The 20765-nt window shown below is 37.8% G+C and carries 11 protein-coding genes and 3 pseudogenes; 12 read left to right on the plus strand and 2 right to left on the minus strand.

Annotation, left to right across the window (positions count from 1 at the left end; all coding sequences use genetic code 11):
• Nucleotides 1-17 precede the first annotated feature (17 nt).
• On the minus strand, nt 18-302 hold the full coding sequence (locus ACFILZ_RS07970) for a DUF6460 domain-containing protein (RefSeq protein WP_375607286.1): 285 nt from the start codon (nt 300-302) through the stop codon (nt 18-20).
• Between the two features lie 1086 nt (nt 303-1388).
• Between ACFILZ_RS07970 and ACFILZ_RS07975 the strand changes: the two genes are divergently transcribed.
• The 11 genes and pseudogenes from ACFILZ_RS07975 to ACFILZ_RS08025 all read left to right on the plus strand — a co-directional run bounded on the left by ACFILZ_RS07975 (nt 1389) and on the right by ACFILZ_RS08025 (nt 17437).
• The gene (locus tag ACFILZ_RS07975; protein WP_375610801.1) at nt 1389-3014 is read left to right on the plus strand and encodes an ABC transporter substrate-binding protein; all 1626 of its coding nucleotides are present in this window, start codon (nt 1389-1391) and stop codon (nt 3012-3014) included.
• Nucleotides 3015-3905: 891 nt separating this feature from the next.
• Nucleotides 3906-5537, plus strand: coding sequence for an ABC transporter substrate-binding protein (locus ACFILZ_RS07980; RefSeq protein WP_375610800.1), 1632 nt, complete (start codon nt 3906-3908; stop codon nt 5535-5537).
• A gap of 461 nt (nt 5538-5998) precedes the next feature.
• Nucleotides 5999-7429, plus strand: coding sequence for an exodeoxyribonuclease VII large subunit (xseA, locus tag ACFILZ_RS07985; protein WP_375610799.1), 1431 nt, complete (start codon nt 5999-6001; stop codon nt 7427-7429).
• 181 nt (nt 7430-7610) lie between these two features.
• A pseudogene (locus ACFILZ_RS07990) lies at nt 7611-7840 on the plus strand (Arm DNA-binding domain-containing protein); the annotation flags it as partial.
• Between the two features lie 8 nt (nt 7841-7848).
• A complete protein-coding gene (locus ACFILZ_RS07995) occupies nt 7849-8439 on the plus strand; it encodes a DNA-3-methyladenine glycosylase I (RefSeq protein WP_375609564.1) in 591 nt (196 codons plus the stop codon).
• A gap of 1622 nt (nt 8440-10061) precedes the next feature.
• Complete coding sequence (locus ACFILZ_RS08000; RefSeq protein WP_375610798.1) at nt 10062-11687, plus strand: ABC transporter substrate-binding protein; 1626 nt, start codon at nt 10062-10064, stop codon at nt 11685-11687.
• 371 nt (nt 11688-12058) lie between these two features.
• Nucleotides 12059-13675: an ABC transporter substrate-binding protein gene (locus tag ACFILZ_RS08005; RefSeq protein ID WP_375610797.1), complete on the plus strand. Its 1617-nt coding sequence runs from the start codon at nt 12059-12061 to the stop codon at nt 13673-13675.
• 110 nt (nt 13676-13785) lie between these two features.
• Entirely contained in the window at nt 13786-14859 is a 1074-nt protein-coding gene (locus ACFILZ_RS08010; RefSeq protein ID WP_375610796.1) for an ABC transporter permease, read from the plus strand.
• A 2-nt stretch (nt 14860-14861) separates the two neighbouring features.
• Nucleotides 14862-15791, plus strand: a complete 930-nt coding sequence (locus ACFILZ_RS08015; protein ID WP_273790732.1) for an ABC transporter permease — start codon at nt 14862-14864, stop codon at nt 15789-15791.
• Nucleotides 15784-16668 (plus strand): ABC transporter ATP-binding protein, encoded by an 885-nt coding sequence (locus tag ACFILZ_RS08020; protein ID WP_273790733.1) that lies wholly within the window; start codon nt 15784-15786, stop codon nt 16666-16668. Before ACFILZ_RS08015 ends, ACFILZ_RS08020 begins: the two co-directional genes overlap by 8 nt.
• Complete coding sequence (locus ACFILZ_RS08025) at nt 16655-17437, plus strand: ABC transporter ATP-binding protein (protein WP_273790734.1); 783 nt, start codon at nt 16655-16657, stop codon at nt 17435-17437. Before ACFILZ_RS08020 ends, ACFILZ_RS08025 begins: the two co-directional genes overlap by 14 nt.
• 538 nt (nt 17438-17975) lie before the next feature.
• Here the strand turns inward: ACFILZ_RS08025 and ACFILZ_RS08030 are convergent.
• Nucleotides 17976-19918 (minus strand): annotated as a pseudogene (locus tag ACFILZ_RS08030) (autotransporter outer membrane beta-barrel domain-containing protein); the annotation flags it as partial.
• 169 nt (nt 19919-20087) lie between these two features.
• Between ACFILZ_RS08030 and ACFILZ_RS08035 the strand changes: the two are divergent.
• Nucleotides 20088-20765 (plus strand): annotated as a pseudogene (locus tag ACFILZ_RS08035) (filamentous hemagglutinin N-terminal domain-containing protein); the annotation flags it as partial.

Consider the following 20765-nt stretch of genomic DNA (forward strand, 5'->3'; position numbering starts at 1 on the left):
GGAAAATGTTGAGGATTTTATTTTTTATGAAAAATGCGTAAGATAAGAAAGATAGGCACAACAACAATCGCTCCCGTCATGGTGATATGAAAGAAGTTTGTGAGCGTTATAAATCCTGTTGCCCATAGAGACTGAAAAAAATCTATAATTTTCTGTATGAGACTTTTGGGTGTCCATCCCAAAAAATTCATTATGATGCCAATAAAAAATGAAAGGATGAGCAATTTTAAACTAACATGGTGGCTTAATGTGCCTCCAAGAAAAGCACGAAAAGAATCTGACAATTTTTTCTTTCGGTTCATTTTAATATACTTTCGAATATCTTGTTTTTTATTGTATCATCATAGTACAGTGATGTCATTGTCATAAAGGAGAAAGATCTTTTATTTTTTCTTACTTTTTTGGAGTGCATCACTTTAGTACTGGTGTAATATCAGTGCTTTAAAATATACGCGCGTTCTCTTGCCTTTTTTGCGATATTTTCATGGCGCTTTTTTCATTAAATGAAGAGATATCCTTTCGTTTCTGAGAATTTGTAGGGGAGTTTTATAGCGTTTCGATATTTCGTATTAGGATAAGAGTTCTAGTCTATTGAAGATTTTATAACAGATTTATTATTGTTGTGTATAGAAATAATATTTCAAGGCATTTTACTTAAAAAAAGACTATCTATTCTGATAAGGGTGTGCTTATATAGGTATTATATTTAGGTATTTCAACCTTAGTGCATTGAAAAGATATTTTTTGCTGAAAAAATGTAAGCAATGAAGTAAGTGTTGTTAGAGGAGCAAAGGTATTTAAAATACGATGTGGGAAAAAGTTTTGTTATGTGCGGGTGTGTAAAAGAATATCAGAGGGCCATGCTCCTTTTATTTAGAAATAAAATATAATTTAAAAGCTGTTATTTGGCAGAGGATTATGGAAAAATTCAAAATTCCTCTTGTAGGGGGAGGAGATCATGTCGGTTGATGGGTGAATTTTCCTGTTTTGTTAAAATGTCAAATTGTTATTAGAGCTCTTTGTTATTAAGGCGCTTAAGCTAACGAGGAAGAGTCTTTTGATGGCATAAAAAGACGAGAGGAAAGAAGAGACACGCTTGCCCGACAAAAGAGAGAAAATAGTGGTTTTATAATCTTCAATCGTAGGCGTTATGACATCATGAATGGCTCTGTTATGGGGGAGCATTCATTGTATGTCAGAGTGTTTGTTGTTGCATGTTTTGGTTTGTCTTGGCTTATAGGTATGGGCAGAAGGCGTGGTTGGTAAGTGGTGTTGTTTGAAGGTTTTAATACTTTAGTTTGAGGCGCTTATGGATCATCTAACCTTATTATTAAGCATGTGCTTGTTGTGTGGGAAATTTATATAATAAACTTTAAAAGGAAAAGTCTATGAACTTGAAGAAAAAAATATTAAAGAATAGCAGCTCTCTTGTTTCTGCTTTTATAGCACTGGGGATGGTTGCACAACAGGTTTCAGCAAAAACTCCCGCTGACACCCTTGTGATGGCTTGGAATATTGATTCAATTAGTACATTTGATCCCGCTCAACTTAGTGATGTTTATGGAAGTGAAATTGTCCGCAATGTTTGTGATAGTTTGGTCAGTACCGCAACGGATGATCCTGCTAAAATGGTTCCGGCATTAGCTACACATTGGGATGTTTCAGGGGATGATCACAGTACGGTGATTACTTTTCATTTGCGTGATGGTTTGAAGTTTAATGATGGGCGATCAGCCAATGCCAATGATCTTGTTTGGGGTATGAAGCGGATTGTCAAATTGAAGATGACCAATGCGGCAATTTTTAATGAATATGGAATTACAGAGCAAAATGTTGATGATGCTTTGCAAGCCCCTGATGAAAAAACAGTGGTGATGAAATTTGATAAGCCTTATCCGGCAGAGCTTATTCTTAATAATATTGTTGCAAGTCCAGCAACAGCTTTGCTTGATCGTAAGACAATTATGAAGCACGAAAAAGATGGCGATCTGGGAAATCAGTATTTGAAGAGTCATGCTGCTTGTGTTGGTCCTTATCAGTTAAAAAGTTGGCGCCCTGGAGAAGCGCTTTTGTTACGTGCGAGTTCCCATTATTGGGGCGAGGCGCCTAAATTGAAGCAGATTCTCATTCGCCATGTTATGGAGCCTGGAACACAACGTTTATTGTTGCAAAAGCATGATATTGATGTTGCTCGTGATTTGTCCCCTGAAGATCTTGCAGATCTGCAAAAAACAACAGATGTTAAAATCGAAGAAGTGTTAGAGCCATCCATGATGTATTGGGGATTTAACATGACAAATCCCATTTTTGCTAAGGAAAAAGTACGCTTGGCGATGCGTTATCTTATTGACTATGAAGGTCTTGGCAAGAAACTTCTCAAAGGGATTGGTGTTCCACGGGCAAGTTTTATTCCTCTTGGTAACTTTGGGGCTCTGGATGAAAAAGAAGGACAACCCTTTACATTTGATGTTGCAAAAGCCAAGCAGCTTTTAGCAGAGGCCGGTTATCCGAACGGATTTGAGGCAAATTTTCTTGTCTCAAATGCTCCTTATAGGCTGTTGGTTGCTCAGTCACTTCAAGATAGTGCCGCACAGGCAGGGGTGCGTCTTAAAATTGAGCGTTTGGCAGGTACACAGTTGTTTTCCAAACTTTATGCTCGGGCTTTTGATACGATTTTTGTCGGATGGAATAACGATTCTGCGGATCCCCATACAATGGCTTCACGTCTTGTTTATAACCCTGATAATCGGTTTGAGGCAAAAAATACCGCCTATCCTAGTTGGCAGCATGGGTATTTTGATGCCAAGATGAATCAAAAAGTTGAAGAGGCGTTATTTCAAAAAGATCCGCAAAAACGAGCGCAACTTTATGCTGATTTACAACGTGAACTGATGCAAAAAGGACCTTATGCGTTTATCTTTCAAAAATATAGCGTTATCGCGATGACACCTGATATCAAAAAGTGGGTTTGGAATAGTGCGCCACAAATTTTTTATAGTAAAATTGAAAAATAAGTGTGTCTTTAAATATTGTAAAATACAACAAAAATGAAATCATAATAACTTCAGCGTTTTGCATAGTGTTCAAGAACTTTGTAATACGCTGGAGATCATGGGGAATGATTGGATATGTTGTTGAATATTTCTATTTTAAAAGGGATCTGTCATTTTCATTAAAGATGTGTTGGTATGGATGTTAAAACTGAATATTTCAACTTCTGTGAAGTGAAAAGTGGTAAATTTATTTGCTCAAAAATCAGTGCAACAAATGTCGCGGAATTTTAGCATTGCTGAAGAAGCAAAGACTTTGCAATGGTGAATAAAAGTTTTATTATGGAGAAGGTACGAGGAATATCAGTTTTTATGGTGTCTATGTTTCTTACTTTGAAAGATGGTAAGATGCCAATTGGAGGGTGTTATTTTACGGGGTGTGATGAGAAATTGCAAGTTTCCTTTTGAAGAAGGAATAAAAGTCGTTGTACTTGGCAAATTGATGAATTTTTCTGTTTGATCGAAACGTTAAATTATGATGAAGGCTTTTTATTATTAAAACACTTGAACCAACAGGGGGTGCTTTGATGACATTAAAAAAACGTCAGAAAAAACAAGGGGAAACTTGTTTAACAAGAGAGAAAAACAATAGAGGTTTGTTAGTCTTTAATCGTAGCATTATGCTCTCATGAATAGGCTCTGTTACTGGTAAGCGTTTATTGTATAGCAAAAGTGTTTGCCATTGCACGTTTTGGTTTAGCTTATAAGGGTGGGCAGGAGGAGTGATTGGTAAGTAGTGGTATTTGAAAGTTTGAATACTTTGTTTGAGGCGTTTATGTATCGTCTCATTTTATTATTTAAATATGTTTGTGTTGCGTGGAAAATTTATACAATAAACTTTAAAAGGAAAAGTCTATGAGCTTGAAAAGAAAAATATTGAAAAGGAGCAGCTCTCTGGTTTCTGCTTTTATAGCACTGGGGATGGTTGTACAACAGGTTCCAGCAAAAACACCCGCTGATACTCTTGTGATGGGGTGGAATCTCGATTCAATTAGTACATTTGATCCAGCGCAAATCAATGATCGTTATGGGAATGAAGTTCTTGTCAATGTTTGTGATAATTTAGTTGACCCCGCTAAAGATAATGCAGCTAAAGTTATTCCTTCTTTGGCCAAAAGCTGGGATGTTTTAAGTGATGATCAGAAAACGGTGATCACTTTTCATTTGCGTGATGGTTTGAAGTTCAACGATGGTCGTTCTGCTAATGCTTATGATCTTGTTTGGAGCATGAAGCGGGTTGTTAAATTGAAGATGGCTACTGCGGCGACATTTAATGAATATGGTATTACAGAACAAAATGTTGATGAGGCTTTTCAAGCACCGGATGAGAAAACGGTGGTGATGAAATTTGATAAACCTTATCCAGCAGAGCTCATTCTTAGCCATTTTGCCACTAGTCGTACTCTTGCCTTGTTGGATCGAGAGACAATTATGAAACATGAACAAGATGGTGATCTGGGAAATCGGTATTTGGCAAGCCATTCTGCCTGTGTTGGTCCTTATCAGATAAGTAGCTGGCGTCCTGGAGAAGGGATTTTGTTGCGTGCAAGCTCCAATTATTGGGGTGAGGCACCTAAATTAAATAAGATTTTAATTCGCCATGTTGCGGAGCCTGGAACACAACGTTTATTGTTGCAAAAACACGATATCGATGTTGCACGTAATTTGTTGCCAGAGGATTTAGCAGATCTCCAAGCTACAACGGATATTAAAGTTGCAAGAGTATTAGAGCCATCTGTAATCATATGGGGATTTAATGTGACGAATCCAATTTTTGCCAATGAAAAAGTGCGTTTGGCGATGCATTATCTTATTGACTATGAAGGACTCGGTAAGACGCTTCTTAAAGATGTTGGTGTTCCACGGGCAAGCTTTATTCCTCTTGGTAATTTTGGAGCTTTGGACGAAAAAGAAGGACAACCCTTTAAACTTGATCTGCAAAAAGCAAAGCAGCTGTTAACTGAGGCTGGTTACCCAGATGGTTTTGAGGCCAATATTTTTGCAGGGGCATCTCCTTATCCTTTTGCTTTGCCTATTGCTCAGTCTCTCCAAGATAATGCAAAAAAAGTGGGAGTGCGCTTTAAAATTGAACGTTTTGTGGGGACGCAATTATTTTCAAAACTCTCTGCACGTGCTTTTGATACGATTTTTTTCGGATGGAATAATGATTCTGCTGATCCTCATACAATGGCTTCACGTCTTATTTACAATCCGGATAATCGGTTTGAGGCAAAAAATACCGCCTATCCTAGTTGGTGCCATGGGTATTTGGATGAAACGATGAATCAAAAGGTTCAGGATGCTTTATTTGAAAAAGATCCACAAAAACGGGCGCAAATGTATGCTGATTTGCAACGTGAATTTATGCAGAAAGGACCCTATGCTTTTATTTATCAGACGTATCATACGATAGCGATGACACCTGATGTCAAAAAATGGGTTTGGAATAGTGCTCCACGTATTTTTTATAGTGCAATTGAAAAATAAGTGGATTTTAATGCTGTAAAATACAACAAGAATGAAATCATGATAACTTCAGCGTTTTGTATGGGGGGTAAGAATTTTGCAAAACGTTGAAGCTTATCGGTAACGCATTGATATGTTGTGTATAGAATGTAATTTCAAGATACGCTATTTAAAGAGCTCTTTTATCCTATCACGCCATAAAACACTGTTGTTTAGAGCGGTGATATAAGGCATGAAAAGCTTTACATATTAAGTGTTTTTAGATACCGTGATCAGTACAGGGCAGGGTTTGGGCTGTCGCATCTATGCAGGAAACCGCATGAGTGGTCAGCAAGTGGAACTTGCCCCGTGAGAAGCTAGTCCGGTGGATTGGTAGAAATCTCCATCCTTTGAGATGTTGGGAGGAGGTTAATTTCATTAAAATTAAAAATGTGTTTGTGTGAATGTTAGGACTTAATATTTCAATTTCTGTGAATTGAAAAATGGCAAATTTATTTGATGAAAAAATAAGTGCAACGAATGTTGCGGAATTTACTGTTTCCGAAATAGCAGGGGCTTTAAAGCGTGTTGTTGAGGAGAAGTTTGGTTATGTACGGGTGCGTGGGGAGATATCAGGTTACCGTGGTGCTCATGCTTCAGGACATGCTTATTTTGCTTTAAAAGATGATAAGGCGCGGTTGGAAGCTGTTATTTGGCGTGGAGTGATGGAAAAGCTCAAATTTCCTCCTGAAGAAGGGATGGAAGTGGTCGCTGTTGGTAAACTTACGACGTATCCAGGATCATCAAAATATCAAATTGTCATTGAAGCTCTTGAACCAACAGGGGTTGGTGCTTTGATGACACTTCTTGAAAATCGTAAGAAAAAGTTTTTAGAAGAAGGCTTATTTGATGAAGCAAAGAAAAAAACTTTGCCTTATATGCCCCGAATTATAGGCGTTGTAACATCACCAACAGGTGCTGTTATTCGTGATATTATTCACCGTATATCCGATCGTTTTCCGTTGCATATTTTGGTTTGGCCTGTACGTGTTCAGGGGGAAACAAGTGGGAGGGAAGTCGCTGCTGCTGTTGAAGGTTTTAATGCGTTGCCTTTAGGAGGCGTTGTTCCTAAGCCTGATCTTCTTATTGTTGCGCGGGGAGGGGGAAGTTTAGAAGATTTGTGGGGATTTAATGACGAAGCCGTTGTTCGTGCTGTTTATAACTCTTCTCTTCCTGTTATTTCTGCTGTTGGGCATGAAACGGATTGGACCTTGATTGATTATGTGGCTGATTGGCGCGCTCCAACTCCCACAGCCGCAGCAGAGCGGGCTGTTCCTGTTAAGCTTGATCTCGAGGTGCTAGTGGCATCGCTTGGTGCACGTTTGCGTACGGGACTTGCGCGTTATTTTGATTTTTATCGACAAAAACTGCGTGCTACTCTAAGAGCTCTTCCGACTGCTGATCAACTTTTTGCTCTACCACGGCGAGGTTTTGATGAAATTTCAAGTCGTTTGCAGCGTGCTCTTTGTGTAAGCTATGATAAAAAACGTTTTTCTTTTCATGCACTTGGTGTGCGTCTTTCACTGCGTTTACTTAATACTGAAAAAGCAGAACACAATACGAAGGAATATACTGCACGTCTTCAGCGTGCTTTTGTGCGCAATGTTGAAAAACAACGGGCTGGGTTAGAGGTAGCCTCTAGGCTTTTAAGAAGCACTTCGTATCAGAATATTTTGGAGCGCGGCTTTGTTTTGGCTTTGGGGAAAGAGAATAAGCCCATCAAACGGTTGGTACAGATTCCTGAAACGGGGCAAATAAATTTACGTTTTTTTGATGGTGATATCAGTGTTGCAACACAAGAGCCTGTTTCCGCTAAACGTTCAAAACACAAGCAAATAAAATCGTCTAGCGATGATCAAGGAACCCTCTTTTGAATACAACAATATATTGATTTATATTAGATAATTTAGCACTATTCATATTGAATTAGAGCTCCGAATAACGTATGATTCTCTCATTGCAAATATGTGTATCTTGAATCAATCAAAACCACTTGCTTGCACATTACAAGTGGGGGCCCCATGAGGGTAAAAACTGTACAAGAAAGGACTAAAAATGGCTCTTATGAACCGTTTTAATGCAAGGTCTGTTTGCATCATTGGGGGATGGCAAATATAATGATGGTGCTGGCTTTCTTCTTCACAAACGTAAAGATGGGGGTGCTCAATGGTTTTATCGTTATACCATTCATGGTCGACGCCGTGAAATGGAAGTGGGTGCTCTTTGAGAGATGTTTTTTTAAATGAGCCCGTGAATGTGCAACTGGGTGGCGTTCTGTTTTACGGTGAGTGCTATGCTTGCGGAAGGTCTTCTTAAGGGAGTGGATGGAAAAATTCGTTGCGCATGGGCTGGAACTGATCCACTTTATTGTGCTTATCATGATAATGAATGGGGAAAGCCTGTTGTAGAGGATATTTGTTTGTTTGAAAAAATTTGTCTTGAAGGTTTTCAAGCTGGACTTTCTTGGTTGACAATTTTAAAAAAACGCTCTTCTTTTCGCATTGCATTTGATCATTTTGATTTTGAAAAAATTGCTCATTATGATGAGTTAAAGGTGCAAATGTTGATGCAGAACAAAGATATTGTTCGCCATCAAGGAAAAATTCGATCAGTACTTAATAATGCACTTAGAGCACAAGAAATTATAATAGAGTGGGGGAGTTTGTCCCACTATTTTTGGTCTTTTCAGCCACCACAATCAGAACATTATGAAAAGATAGACTTTCAAACACTGTTGGCTCATCCCATAACACCTGCTTCTCTTCGTCTTTCTCAAGATTTAAAGAAACGTGGCTGGACATTTATTGGTCCAACGATTTGTTATGCTTTTATGCAGTCCGTAGGGATTGTCAATGATCATCTTGAAGGATGTTTTTGTCGATAAATTGGTAAAGTCGCGTTCGTGAAAGCAATGATCAATAGGCTAATAATTGAATTATTTAATAAATGTACAGATTATGCACTCCATTGTATAAGATAATTGAAATATACAAACTTATACAAGATTGATGATTTTTTACGGTTGTTGGCAATCAAAACGACAAAGCGATAATTTTGAAGATGAAAAAACAGATGCAAAAAGAAGTGATATCTAATTGTCATGTATCTGAAGTTAGATAATGGTAATGTCTTGTATATTTTAAAGAAACATCTAGTTACACCAAAGCCCATTTTGCAACGCTGTTCGTGAATGGTATGATAGTAAACCCATTGTGCATTCCATCTTTAAGCTTATGAAGGAACAAATCGGCATCATCACACATTTACTAGCTCTCAATGTTGTGCAACAGTCTTTAGCATTGGTAATGGTTTCAGAATAGGTGTTTTTATTTCTGTTAATGACATGACCGTTATAATTAATGAATGTTTTATTCATGTTTATTGACGAATGCAAAGTGTTTTTTAGATGGGGATGCTGTTGTTGCATTCTTTTACTTTGCTTGTATGGCTGTTGGTTATTTGTATATAGATCGATTGCTCAATGCTTACCTAAGCAATAAAAATGAAATGCAGCGATGAAAAATTGAAGTTAAATGACTCAAGCTGCTTGTGTTAGGTTTTATTATCTGATAGCTTTTCTCTATTAGAGTGTGATCTTGCCGCGTGTGCGCTCCAATTTTTTGGAAGATGATGAAGCTTATGCAAGTTTGTATCCACTACATTGCTTCGTTGAATCTCTGTATGTTTCCGCTGGAAACGAGAGTTCTATTGCGGTATGTTGTTTTCTGTTCTATCTTTATAGTGGTAAAGCAATGATGCACACTAAAGTTTAGAAGGGTTTATATTCGTTATGTCTTTGGGGGGAGCGTCTAATGAGTTTTGTTTTTATCAATGGGGAGATACATTTTAGTGTATATTTTTTTGATTGTAAGCTTTATTATCTCAAAAGATAAAGCGTGGAGGGAATGATTCTTCTCATTTTTCCTTTATCTTTGTTAACGCGTTTGGTTTTGTTGGTAAAAACGTAAAACTTTTGGCACTTAGTTTTCAAAAGATTAAGCAGATTTTTGTGGGGGTGGCGTTTTAGAAAAGATATTTTCTTATGTCTTTCTGCTGTTTCAGTGCCGTTTTGGTCATGTAATAAAGATGCGTCGTATCTTGAAATTGAGTGTTTGAGGGGGATGACTATTTTTAAAGTTTGCATATTTTATTTTAAATATCGCCTAAAGGAATAGAATAATGAATTCATAAATTGTTGCGTAATGATTTTTTAAAAGCTCACTATTTTTTTGGGGCGACAAGGCTTATTGATGATTAATAGGGAACTGATATAGTGCATTATCATATGCAAAGATGTTATGAAAAGAATGTAATACTGGTTAGCAAAACATATATTGCATGTTTGCTATGGTTTATTGAGACGTAAGTCAATGAATTTATGATGACTCTGTATAGGTGATTAGAAATATAGGCGATTAAAACGTATTTATTCAATGTTATAATTATAAATTTGCTATATTATTTCAGCGTCATTAATTGATAAAAAATAAATAAAGGGGAAAGTTTATGAACTTGAAGAAAAAGATATTAAAGAATAGCAGCTCTCTTGTTTCTGCTTTTATAGCTTTGGGGATAGTTGCACAACAAGTTTCAGCAAAAACACCGGCTGATACTCTTTTGATGGCTTGGAACCTTGATGCAATTAGTACATTTGATCCCGCCCAACTTAATGATGTTTATGGAAGTGAAATTGTTCGCAATGTTTGTGATAGTTTGGTCAGTACCGCAACGGATGATCCTGCTAAAATGGTTCCGGCATTAGCTACACATTGGGATGTTTCAGGGGATGATCACAGTACGGTGATTACTTTTCATTTGCGTGATGGTTTGAAGTTTAATGATGGGCGATCAGCCAATGCCAATGATCTTGTTTGGGGTATGAAGCGGATTGTCAAATTGAAGATGACCAATGCGGCAATTTTTAATGAATATGGAATTACAGAGCAAAATGTTGATGATGCTTTGCAAGCCCCAGATAAGAAAACAGTGGTGATGAAATTTGATAAGCCTTATCCAGCAGAGCTTATTCTTAATAATATTGTTGCAAGTCCAGCAACAGCTTTGCTTGATCGTAAGACGATTATGAAGCACGAAAAAGATGGCGATCTGGGAAATCAGTATTTGAAGAGTCATGCCGCTTGTGTTGGTCCTTATCAGTTAAAAAGTTGGCGCCCTGGAGAAGCGCTTTTGTTACGTGCAAGTTCCCACTACTGGGGACAAGCGCCTAAACTGAAGCAGATTCTCATTCGTCATGTTGTGGAGTCAGGAACACAACGTTTGTTGTTGCAAAAACATGATATTGATGTTGCTCGTAATTTGACCCCTGAAGATCTTGCAGATCTGCAAAAAACAACAGATATTAAAGTTGATAGAGTGTTAGAACCAACTATGATGTATTGGGGATTTAATACGACAAATCCCATTTTTGCTAAGGAAAAAGTACGCTTGGCGATGCGTTATCTTATTGACTATGAAGGTCTTGGCAAGAAACTTCTCAAAGGGATTGGTGTTCCACGGGCAAGTTTTATTCCTCTTGGTAACTTTGGGGCTCTGGATGAAAAAGAGGGGCAACCCTTTACATTTGATGTTGCAAAAGCCAAGCAGCTTTTAGCAGAGGCTGGTTATCCGAATGGATTTGAGGCAAATTTTCTCGTATCAAATGCTCCTTATACTTTGTTACTTGCTCAGTCACTCCAGGATAGTGCTGCACAGGCCGGGGTGCGTCTTAAAATTGAACGTGTGGCAGGTACACAGTTGTTTTCAAAAGTGAATGCAAGGGCTTTTGATACGGCTTTTCTCGGATGGAATAACGATTCTGCGGATCCCCATACAATGGCTTCACGTCTTGTTTATAACCCTGATAATCGGTTTGAGGCAAAAAATACCGCCTATCCTAGTTGGAAGCATGGGTATTTTGATGCCGAGATGAATCAAAAAGTTGAAGAGGCATTGTTTCAAAAAGATCCGCAAAAACGGGCGCAACTTTATGCTGATTTACAACGTGAACTGATGCAAAAAGGACCTTATGCGTTTATTTATCAGCAATATAGCGCTATAGCGATGACACCTGATGTCAAAAAATGGGTTTGGAATAGTGCGCCACGTATTTTTTATAGTAAAATTGAAAAATAAGTGTGTCTTTTTAGTGTTATCAAAGCTAAAAACAGCTTAATCATAATTGCGTGATGAAAATATTCTCCCATATAAAGCTCTTCAGTTTTTTAAGGATGAAACGTGAGGGATGTTTGTGTAGTAGCAGTATATAATTAAGATCGTTTATAGGGAGCGATGAATATAGAAAGTTATATTGGGGAGGATCTTTGTTTATGGTTATAGATTCTCTGCATCCCGAATATAGACTGATGTATAAGAAAATTATTTTATAGATGCTTAGTTTGATTAAATGAAATTGATGTCTAATGCTATGCTATTTAAAAGGTGAAAGAGCAAAATCACAATCACTTTGTGTGAAAAGGTAGAAGAATACAAAAGGAAGAGATAAAATGGGAAAACAAAGAATATTAAAAAAAATTTCTATTTTATTAAGCTCAATCGTTTTTTTTAATGGGGCTGTAACATCGGCATTCAGTGCCTCATCTAAAGATATATTGGTAATGGCATGGAATATTGATTCAATTAGTAGTTTTGATCCAGCGCAAACTGTTGAGGTTGTGACGAGTGAGTTATTGACGAATATTTGCAGCGCGTTAGTACAATATGATGAGCATGATCCTACAAAAATTCGTCCTGCTATGGCAAAATCTTGGGACGTTTTAGATAATGGCAAAAGAATAGTCTTTCATCTTCGTGATGATTTAAAGTTTAATGACGGAAGGACGGCTACAGCGCAAGATCTGGTATGGTCGATGCGACGGATTATAAAATTAGGATTAAGCTATGCTCAATCTTTAATGGATTATGGATTTACCAAAAACAATATTGAAACAAATATTCAGGCTCTTGATGATAAGACTTTACAATTAAAATTAGATAAACCCTATCCTATTCAGCTCATATTGACTGTTATAGGACAATCTTATGCTTCTGCTTTGCTTGATCGGAAAACAATTGAAGCACAGAGTATTAAAGGTGATATGGGGAATAAATATTTAGCAACACATTCAGCTTGTGTTGGACCTTATAAATTGGTGAGCTGGTCTCCAGGAGATAAAGTTGTGTTAGAGGCGACACAACATTATTGGGGCGATGTGCCTAAAATTAAGCAGATTGTTGTGCAGCATGTGGCGGATTCATCAAGTCAAAGACTTCTTTTGGAAAAAGGTGATGTGGATATAGTGCGTGATCTTTCTTCAGAGGATATTTTAGATCTTGAAAAAAAGGGAGGGCCAGTCAAAATTAGTCGTGTTTTGCGTCCGCAGATTATTTACCTATCGTTAAATAATAAGAATGCAATTTTTGCGAATGAAAAGGTCAGATTGGCACTCCGTTATTTAGTTGATTATGAAGGTCTTGGGAAAACTGTTTTGAAAGGGATTGCTATTCCTCGGGCAACTTATATGTCCTTGGGTGTTCCAGGTGCGTTGGATGAAAAAGAAGGGTTGCCTTTTCAGTTGGATTTGAAAAAAGCAAAACAACTGATTACTGAAGCTGGTTATCCTAATGGGTTTAAAGCTAATCTTTTAGTTGGAAGCCTTAGTTATATGTCGTCTGTTGCACAGTCTATTCAAGCCAATGCACGCAAAATTGGTGTTGAGCTTACAATTGAAAAAATGGCACAAAATCAATTGTTGAGCCGTGTACGTGGTGGAAATTATGATACTGCACTTATGGGGTGGGGGAGTGCCGATCCTGATGGACATCCTGCTTCATTAAATCACGTGTTTAACCCTGATCCAACATTTACAAAAAAGCACAATATGTATTTAGCTTGGCGCGCTGGGTATTATGATGAAAATGTTAATAACATGGTGATGGATGCTTTGTTTGAGAAAGACCCCAATAAGCGTATCATGCAATATCGTACTTTACAGCATTATGTGCTAGAGCATGGTCCTATGGTTTATTTATTTCAGACATATTATACCGTTGGTATGGGGCCTGATGTCAAAAAATGGATTTGGAACAGTTATAGACTTTATTACAATGAAGCAGAAAAATAAAAAGAAGCATGTTATAGAAAAGGATTGTAGAACATGCTTAATAAGAGATTGTTTTGTTATATAAAAAGGTATTTGCTTTATGTTTTGTCGCTACAGAGGGGATTTTTATAATGGTTTTGCCACTTTCAGAGACTGAAAGAGCTGTATCAGAAAAGCAGAAAAAATTATTTTTATGGGATTTTTTATGCAAAGGATTGAAACTTCTTATTTCAGTTTTTATCACATTGCTTGGGTTGGTGACGATCACTTTTTTTCTTGGTCATCTTCTTCCTCTAGATCCAGTTCTGTCTATTCTTGGTGATAATATCAGTCAGGAAGCTTATGATGCAATGTATTATAAGCTGGGTCTTGATAAGCCGTTGATTGTCCAATATTGGAAGTATCTTCATAATGTATTTTTGCTTGACTTTGGAGATGCTTTAACTTCTGGGCGACCTGTTCTAGCCGATATTATGCGTGTATTTCCTGCAACATTAGAGCTTGCAACCGTTGCTATTGTTATTGGCACAAGTCTTGGAATTCCATTTGGTGTTTTTGCAGCAATGTATCGCGATTCATTTATTGATTATGTTGTCCGTGTTTTTACACTTGTAAGTTATTCTACTCCAACATTTTGGCTCGGATTAATGGCGTTGTTAATATTTTACGCCAAGCTTGGCTGGATTGGTGGCCCAGGACGACTTGATTTTCTTTATGAATATTCTTTTGAACCAAAAACAGGATTTTTCCTTTGGGATACTGCAAGCCAAGGACAATGGGAGGCTTTTGGTAATGTTTTTAGTCACGTTATTATGCCTGCTTTGATCTTGGCTTTCGGTGCTATGGCTTATATTAGCCGTATGACTCGTGGGTTTATGATTGAGCAGCTTAATCAGGAATATATCATTACTGCACGTGTAAAGGGATTATCGTGGGCGCGAACCGTTTGGGGGCATGCCTTTCGAAATGCTGCTGTTCAAATTATTACCGTTGTTGCACTTTCTTATGCTTTTTTATTAGAAGGGGCTGTTTTAACTGAGACAGTTTTTGCTTGGCCTGGTTTTGGACATTACTTGACAAATGCTCTTTTAGCCGGAGATATGAATGCAGTTGTAGGATGTACTTTGCTTGTAGGATTTATCTTTGTCGCCATTAATTTATTTTCTGATTTGCTTTATCGCATTTTTGATCCAAGGACACGTTGAATATGACAGTAAGTAATCATCATAAATCGCAATCATCATCTTCTTTGGGTAGTTGGTTAAACGATCCTGTTCCAAACTCCATAATTCAAGCGAACATACAAAGAATTTATCACGCACTGGCTAAGTTTTTTCATAACTTTTCGGCTGTATTCGGTCTGCTTATTATTTGTATTATTATCATATGTGCATTTTTTGCTCCTTGGATTGCTACGCATGATTTTCTTAGCAATGATCTAGGGCATCGGTTGCAGCCACCCTCTATGGCGCATTATTTTGGAACAGATGAATTGGGACGTGACATTTTTAGTCGCCTTGTTTTTGGTTCCCGTATTACTCTTTATGTTGTTTTTCTTACAACAGTTATTGTAGGTCCAATAGGGCTTATTGTTGGAACTGTATCTGGTTATATGGGCGGATGGGTTGATACTGTGCTCATGCGCATTGTCGATATTTTTCTTGCTTTTCCAGGTTTGATTTTAGCTCTTGCATTTTCAGCCGCATTGGGACCAGGGATCGAAAATGCTTCTATTGCAATTTCAATTGCAGCATGGCCACCAATTGCACGTTTAGCACGTGCTGAGACTTTGACAATACGTTCTTCTGATTATGTTTCTGTAGTTCGCCTGCAAGGGGCCTCTGCTTGGCGAATTATTTTGTTTCATGTTGCACCCATGTGTATTCCTTCAGTGATTGTACGATTAACTTTGGATATGTCTGGAATTATTTTAACGGCTGCTGGTCTTGGTTTTTTAGGGTTGGGAGCTCAACTTCCAAGTCCTGAATGGGGTGCGATGCTTTCTTCAGGGCGGGAATTTATGATGACAAATTGGTGGTTGGCGGCAATACCAGGCTGTGCAATATTATTTGCAAGTCTTGCTTTCAACCTTTTAGGTGATGGTCTTCGTGATGTATTGGATCCACGCAATGGGTAATAAATTATTAGAAGTAGAAGATTTACGTATTTCTTTTCCTACAACGCGCGGCATTTCAGAAGTTGTGCGTGGCGTTAGTTTTTCTGTTGGAAAAGAAAAAATTGGAATTGTTGGTGAATCCGGATCTGGAAAATCGATGACTGGGCGCGCAATACTAAGGTTGAGTCCAAAAGCAGCCATTGTTAAAGCTAAAAAAATGCGCTTTGAGGATGTTGATTTATTGGCTGCAAGTGAACCTCAGATGCGAAAAATCCGTGGGAAACGTATTTCAATGATTTTACAGGATCCAAAATATTCACTTAATCCATTAATACGGATCGGGGAACAGATTATGGAGGCTTACCGTATTCATTACCGTGTTTCAAAAGCTGAAGCGAGGGAGCGCACCATATCTATGTTAGAATCTGTTCATATTCGTGATCCTGAACATGTGATGCGTCTCTTTCCTCATGAAATATCTGGGGGGATGGGGCAGCGCGTGATGATTGCAATGATGCTCATTCCAAAACCTGATTTAATTATTGCCGATGAGCCAACATCTGCACTTGATATTACGGTCAGACGACAAGTTTTATCTGTATTAGATGAACTTGTGACAAAATCTGGAACGGGACTTATTTTCATTAGTCATGATTTAAATATGATTGCTGATTTTTGTGATCGTATTTTGGTGATGTATGCGGGCCGTGTGTTAGAAGAGTTGCCTGCTTCTGATTTGTCTCACGCTTGTCATCCTTATACAAAGGCGTTGCTCGCGAGTTTGCCACGGCTTGATAATCCAGTTGATATTTTGGCTGTTCCTGAGCGTGATCCTGATTGGTTGTATAATCCTACGATTGTTAATGGTGTTGAGGAGGTTCCTCATGACAAATTGTGAGAATATTATTGATGTTTCTAATTTATCTGTAACTTTTGGGCACAGGCATAAGGCAGTAACAGTTGTTAAAAATGTTAATTTTCATATTAAGCGTGGTGAAGCTTATGGTTTGATTGGTGAATCTGGATGTGGAAAGTCAACTATTTTGAATACATTGGTGGGGCTCATTCCAGATTATAGTGGAAAGTTCCTTTTTGCTGGACAAGAAGTTGAAAAGAAAAGAAGTAAGGATTTTTTACGCTGTATTCAAATGGTTTTTCAAGATCCTTATGCTTCGCTGCATCCAAGAAAAATGGTCCATACGGTTCTTTCTGAATCGCTCAAAATCCATGGGATGGATAATCAAAGAGAGCGTGTGGAGGATGCTTTAGATTCCGTTGGTTTAGATTCTTCATTTCTTTATCGTTATCCTCATGAGTTGTCTGGAGGGCAGCGTCAGCGTATTGCTCTTGCACGTGCTTTAATTATTGAGCCAGAGGTGTTATTGCTTGATGAGCCAACATCTGCATTGGATGTGTCGGTACAGGCTGAAATTTTAAATTTGTTGAAATCACTGCGCGTGAGAAAAAAGCTTACTTACTTAATGGTATCCCATGATCTTGCTGTTGTTGCACATATTTGTGAACGTGTTGGAATTATGCATAAAGGGATTATTCTTGAAGAGCTTAGCAATGATGAATTGCGTAATCTACATGCGCAACACGATTATACAAAGGAGTTTTTTGAAGCAAGTATAGAGCCTATTGTTCATAGAGAGCAAAGAGCATGATCAATTTTACAGAAGAGAAAGTGCAATTTTATTTGTTTTAAAGTTTTTAGAGATGTTTGGCGGCATTATTAAGAGGGAAGGGGATAATAGGATTTTTTCAGTATGAATTTACTGGGCAGTGTTTGAGCTATAATATTTTAAATCCTATTAGAACTCGCATTTTGAAATATACGAGTAACTTATAACATACATCCCTTTGTTTGATATTGTTGCATTATTTTTACTTATCATTTTATGTTCAAAAGTTTTATTTTGAGATTTTAAGCATTAAATTTGTGAGAAATAACAAAAGATATTAATGCTGTATTTTCTAAAATAGCTTCTCATTATTTTACAATATCATTTTGTTTTTGGTTATTCTCTTTTTTACAGTTTTATTCTTTATAAAAAGAATTTTTTGTAAAAAATATCCAATGTTAAATAACTGTCTTCAAATATTTCACTGTTTTCTATTAAAAAAACGCTTATAATAAGCCAGAAAGGCAGAGGTATGCTGCCTTTTTGTTAAATTGAATAGGCTGTTTTTTACAATCTTGGTTTAAAACTGATAGCGTATTCCTCCTGAAAAGCTTGCACCACTTATACCAGTTTTTTGAAACTTTTGTTGATAGCTGACATCACCATGAAGGGAGAGGTTAGCGGACAATTGTGCACTTAATACCAAACCCACCTTCAAGGGAAGTTCCTGAGGGGTCACGTTTATAGTCCTTATCGATATGGAGTGCCTGATCATCACCAAAGGTTTTGATCAAGTTTACTTTTCCATAGAAAGACATAGGACGGCTGTTTTTAGTGGCAATGGTTTTTGTCAAACGTGCACCAACACGGATTATCCATTGAGAAGGATTTTGCATCTCAATGGTCAGATTATCAGCATCTTTAATGGTATCAAACATCAAATACTAATAGGCAAGCTGTGCCTGCGGTTCGAATGTTACGCCTTGAATACCCGTTGCAAATTGTTTGCCAACAGTTGTGGAGATCGCCAACATTTTTGCATTTTTCAATTTTGCGGTTGTACTAATGAGGGCATTGGTGATCTTTCCCTTTAGGAAGCCATAGGATAACAGCGTATCAAGATAGAAACCACTGTCATGTTGTATGGTTCCATAGGTTGTGAGTGACCATTTATCCACAGTGCTCTTACTCGCTGTCTTGTATATTCTTTGGAGTGAAAGAGAGTTGTCCATAGGTTTCTACAAGATCCAAATGTGTTGTAGATATTTTTCCCTTCTGCGCGACAAAGTTAGTGGCTCCTTGTAGAGCAGCATAGTGAAGATTAGCACTGCTATAACCATATTTACTAGGAGCACTACTCATCAGAAAATAAGATTCCTGTTTCTCCATAGAAGTATAAGAAGAAGCCGTTCCGTTTGTCTTATTCTTTCCCTAAAACAGATGTTCGCATATTGGCTAACAGTTGCCATATCGGTCAATCCAGCATACAAGAGAGCATTTGGCATGACCAAATAGCAAATAGCTTGCCGTTTGTGGTACAGGCGAATGCACATTTGCTTCAGGATGAGAATTAGAACCTGGGTTAGAATTAAGAAATTCAGGTTGTAGACGAAAGTCACAGAAACCTTTACTTTTCTCATCGAACAGATTTTATTTTATATCAGCTTTGTCCTGGCTTGAGTTTGGCCCATAGGCACGGAGCATATATTTATCAGGTGAACCACCTATTGTGGTATAGCCATGGGTTAGTTTGAAGGAGCCTTCTTCGGCTATTCCAGAAACTTGGATAAGAGAAAGTCCCCGTACATTTTTCTCAATATCAGAAGTTTTTTTGAGTGGTTTTTCCTTTTAAATTAACAAGAGTATTTGTATTTCCTGAAACATTCCATTTATTCAGAAGTCGATCGGTTCTTTGCTCTGCTATTGACTTACCATCACTCTATCAAGTATCGAAAGGAATTTGCGCATCGCCTGTTGCATTATAGATGGCTTTGGTATCTGGGTTTCCAGAGTTTATATGCAATGTGTGGTAATAATTTTCTGTTGGCTCTTTAAAAACAAGAGAACTGTTTTCGAGACCCAGAACAGAAATATCAGAACGTGATCTTTGAGCGATATCAAGCAGATTGCCCTCAGCATCTTTTTCTTGTGTGCTGTTTTTTAAGATCCATAGTGTACCGTTTTTCAGGTTAAAGCGTACGTTTCTCTTTTTTGCAATGTTTGTTCTTCCTTCTAAAGTGGAATAATCTGCATTTAAGGTGAAGCTACCGTTGGCTATCTCCTTAATTTTTTATTATTCCAGACATTTTTATCTTTTTCATCTTGCCAAGAAATTTTGTTCCCCAAAATACCATCATTTAATAATACATCAGCATGGATTTCTGGATCTTTAAGATTGAGTGTACCGATTGATAGAGCAGGACTATTTTCAATGTTTTTTTCAACAACAGCTTCAACAAAAATTCCAGTGCCATTTTCAATGTGAAAAATTGCACGGTTTAAATTGATTTCATTGCCATTATAAAAAAAATAAAACTAACATTTTATCAAAAAAAGAAATTGATTTTGAAGATTTAGAAACAATCGATTTTATTGACGAGCTAATCGAATGTGATGTTGAAAGCCAATCAGAGCAAATCGAAATGGTAGAAACTAACCAACCAATCATTCACGAGCAAGAAAGCGTTTCTAAGAGAGCCAAGGGATTAAAGCAGCTGATGGGGTTGGCTCTGTTTTCCGCCCCACGGTGGGGAAAGCCGGCAATGATGTGCCGCTGATTGATATTGTTCGCCCCAATGGACAGGGTCTTTCTCATAACAAATATGACAGTTTCAATGTTGATACCCATGGCGTGATTTTGAACAATTCGACTGAGGAGGTTTCGCGTTCACAGCTTGGGGGATTGGTGCCTGGCAACGGCAATTTGCGTTATAGCGGTGCAGCAAAGGTTATTCTTAATGAAGTGGTGAGTGCCAATCACTCGCGTCTTGAAGGCGTGAGCGAAGTACATGGGCATATGGCGGATGTTATTATCGCCAATCCCAATGGGATTACCTGTAACGGTTGTGGCTTTATTAATACACCACGGGTGACTTTATCGACTGGACAACCGATCATTGGAGCCGATGGCGCTTTGAGTGGATTGCGTGTTGAGGGTGGTGATATCACCATAGGTTCTCGTGGGGCTGATGGGAGTGCATTAGATATTTTTGATCTTGTTTCGCGCAAGATCAGTGTCGGGGGTCCCATACAGGTCAAAGGAGATTTGGCTGTTATCACGGGGCGCAATCATTTTGATTATGACAAACGCGAAGCAACTTCTCTTGGTTCTGATGGCAAAGAGCCGGAATTGGCGATTGATTCCAGTGAG

The organism is Bartonella sp. AP40SXNS (genome assembly GCF_042195825.1).
In the GTDB taxonomy this organism is placed as follows: domain Bacteria; phylum Pseudomonadota; class Alphaproteobacteria; order Rhizobiales; family Rhizobiaceae; genus Bartonella.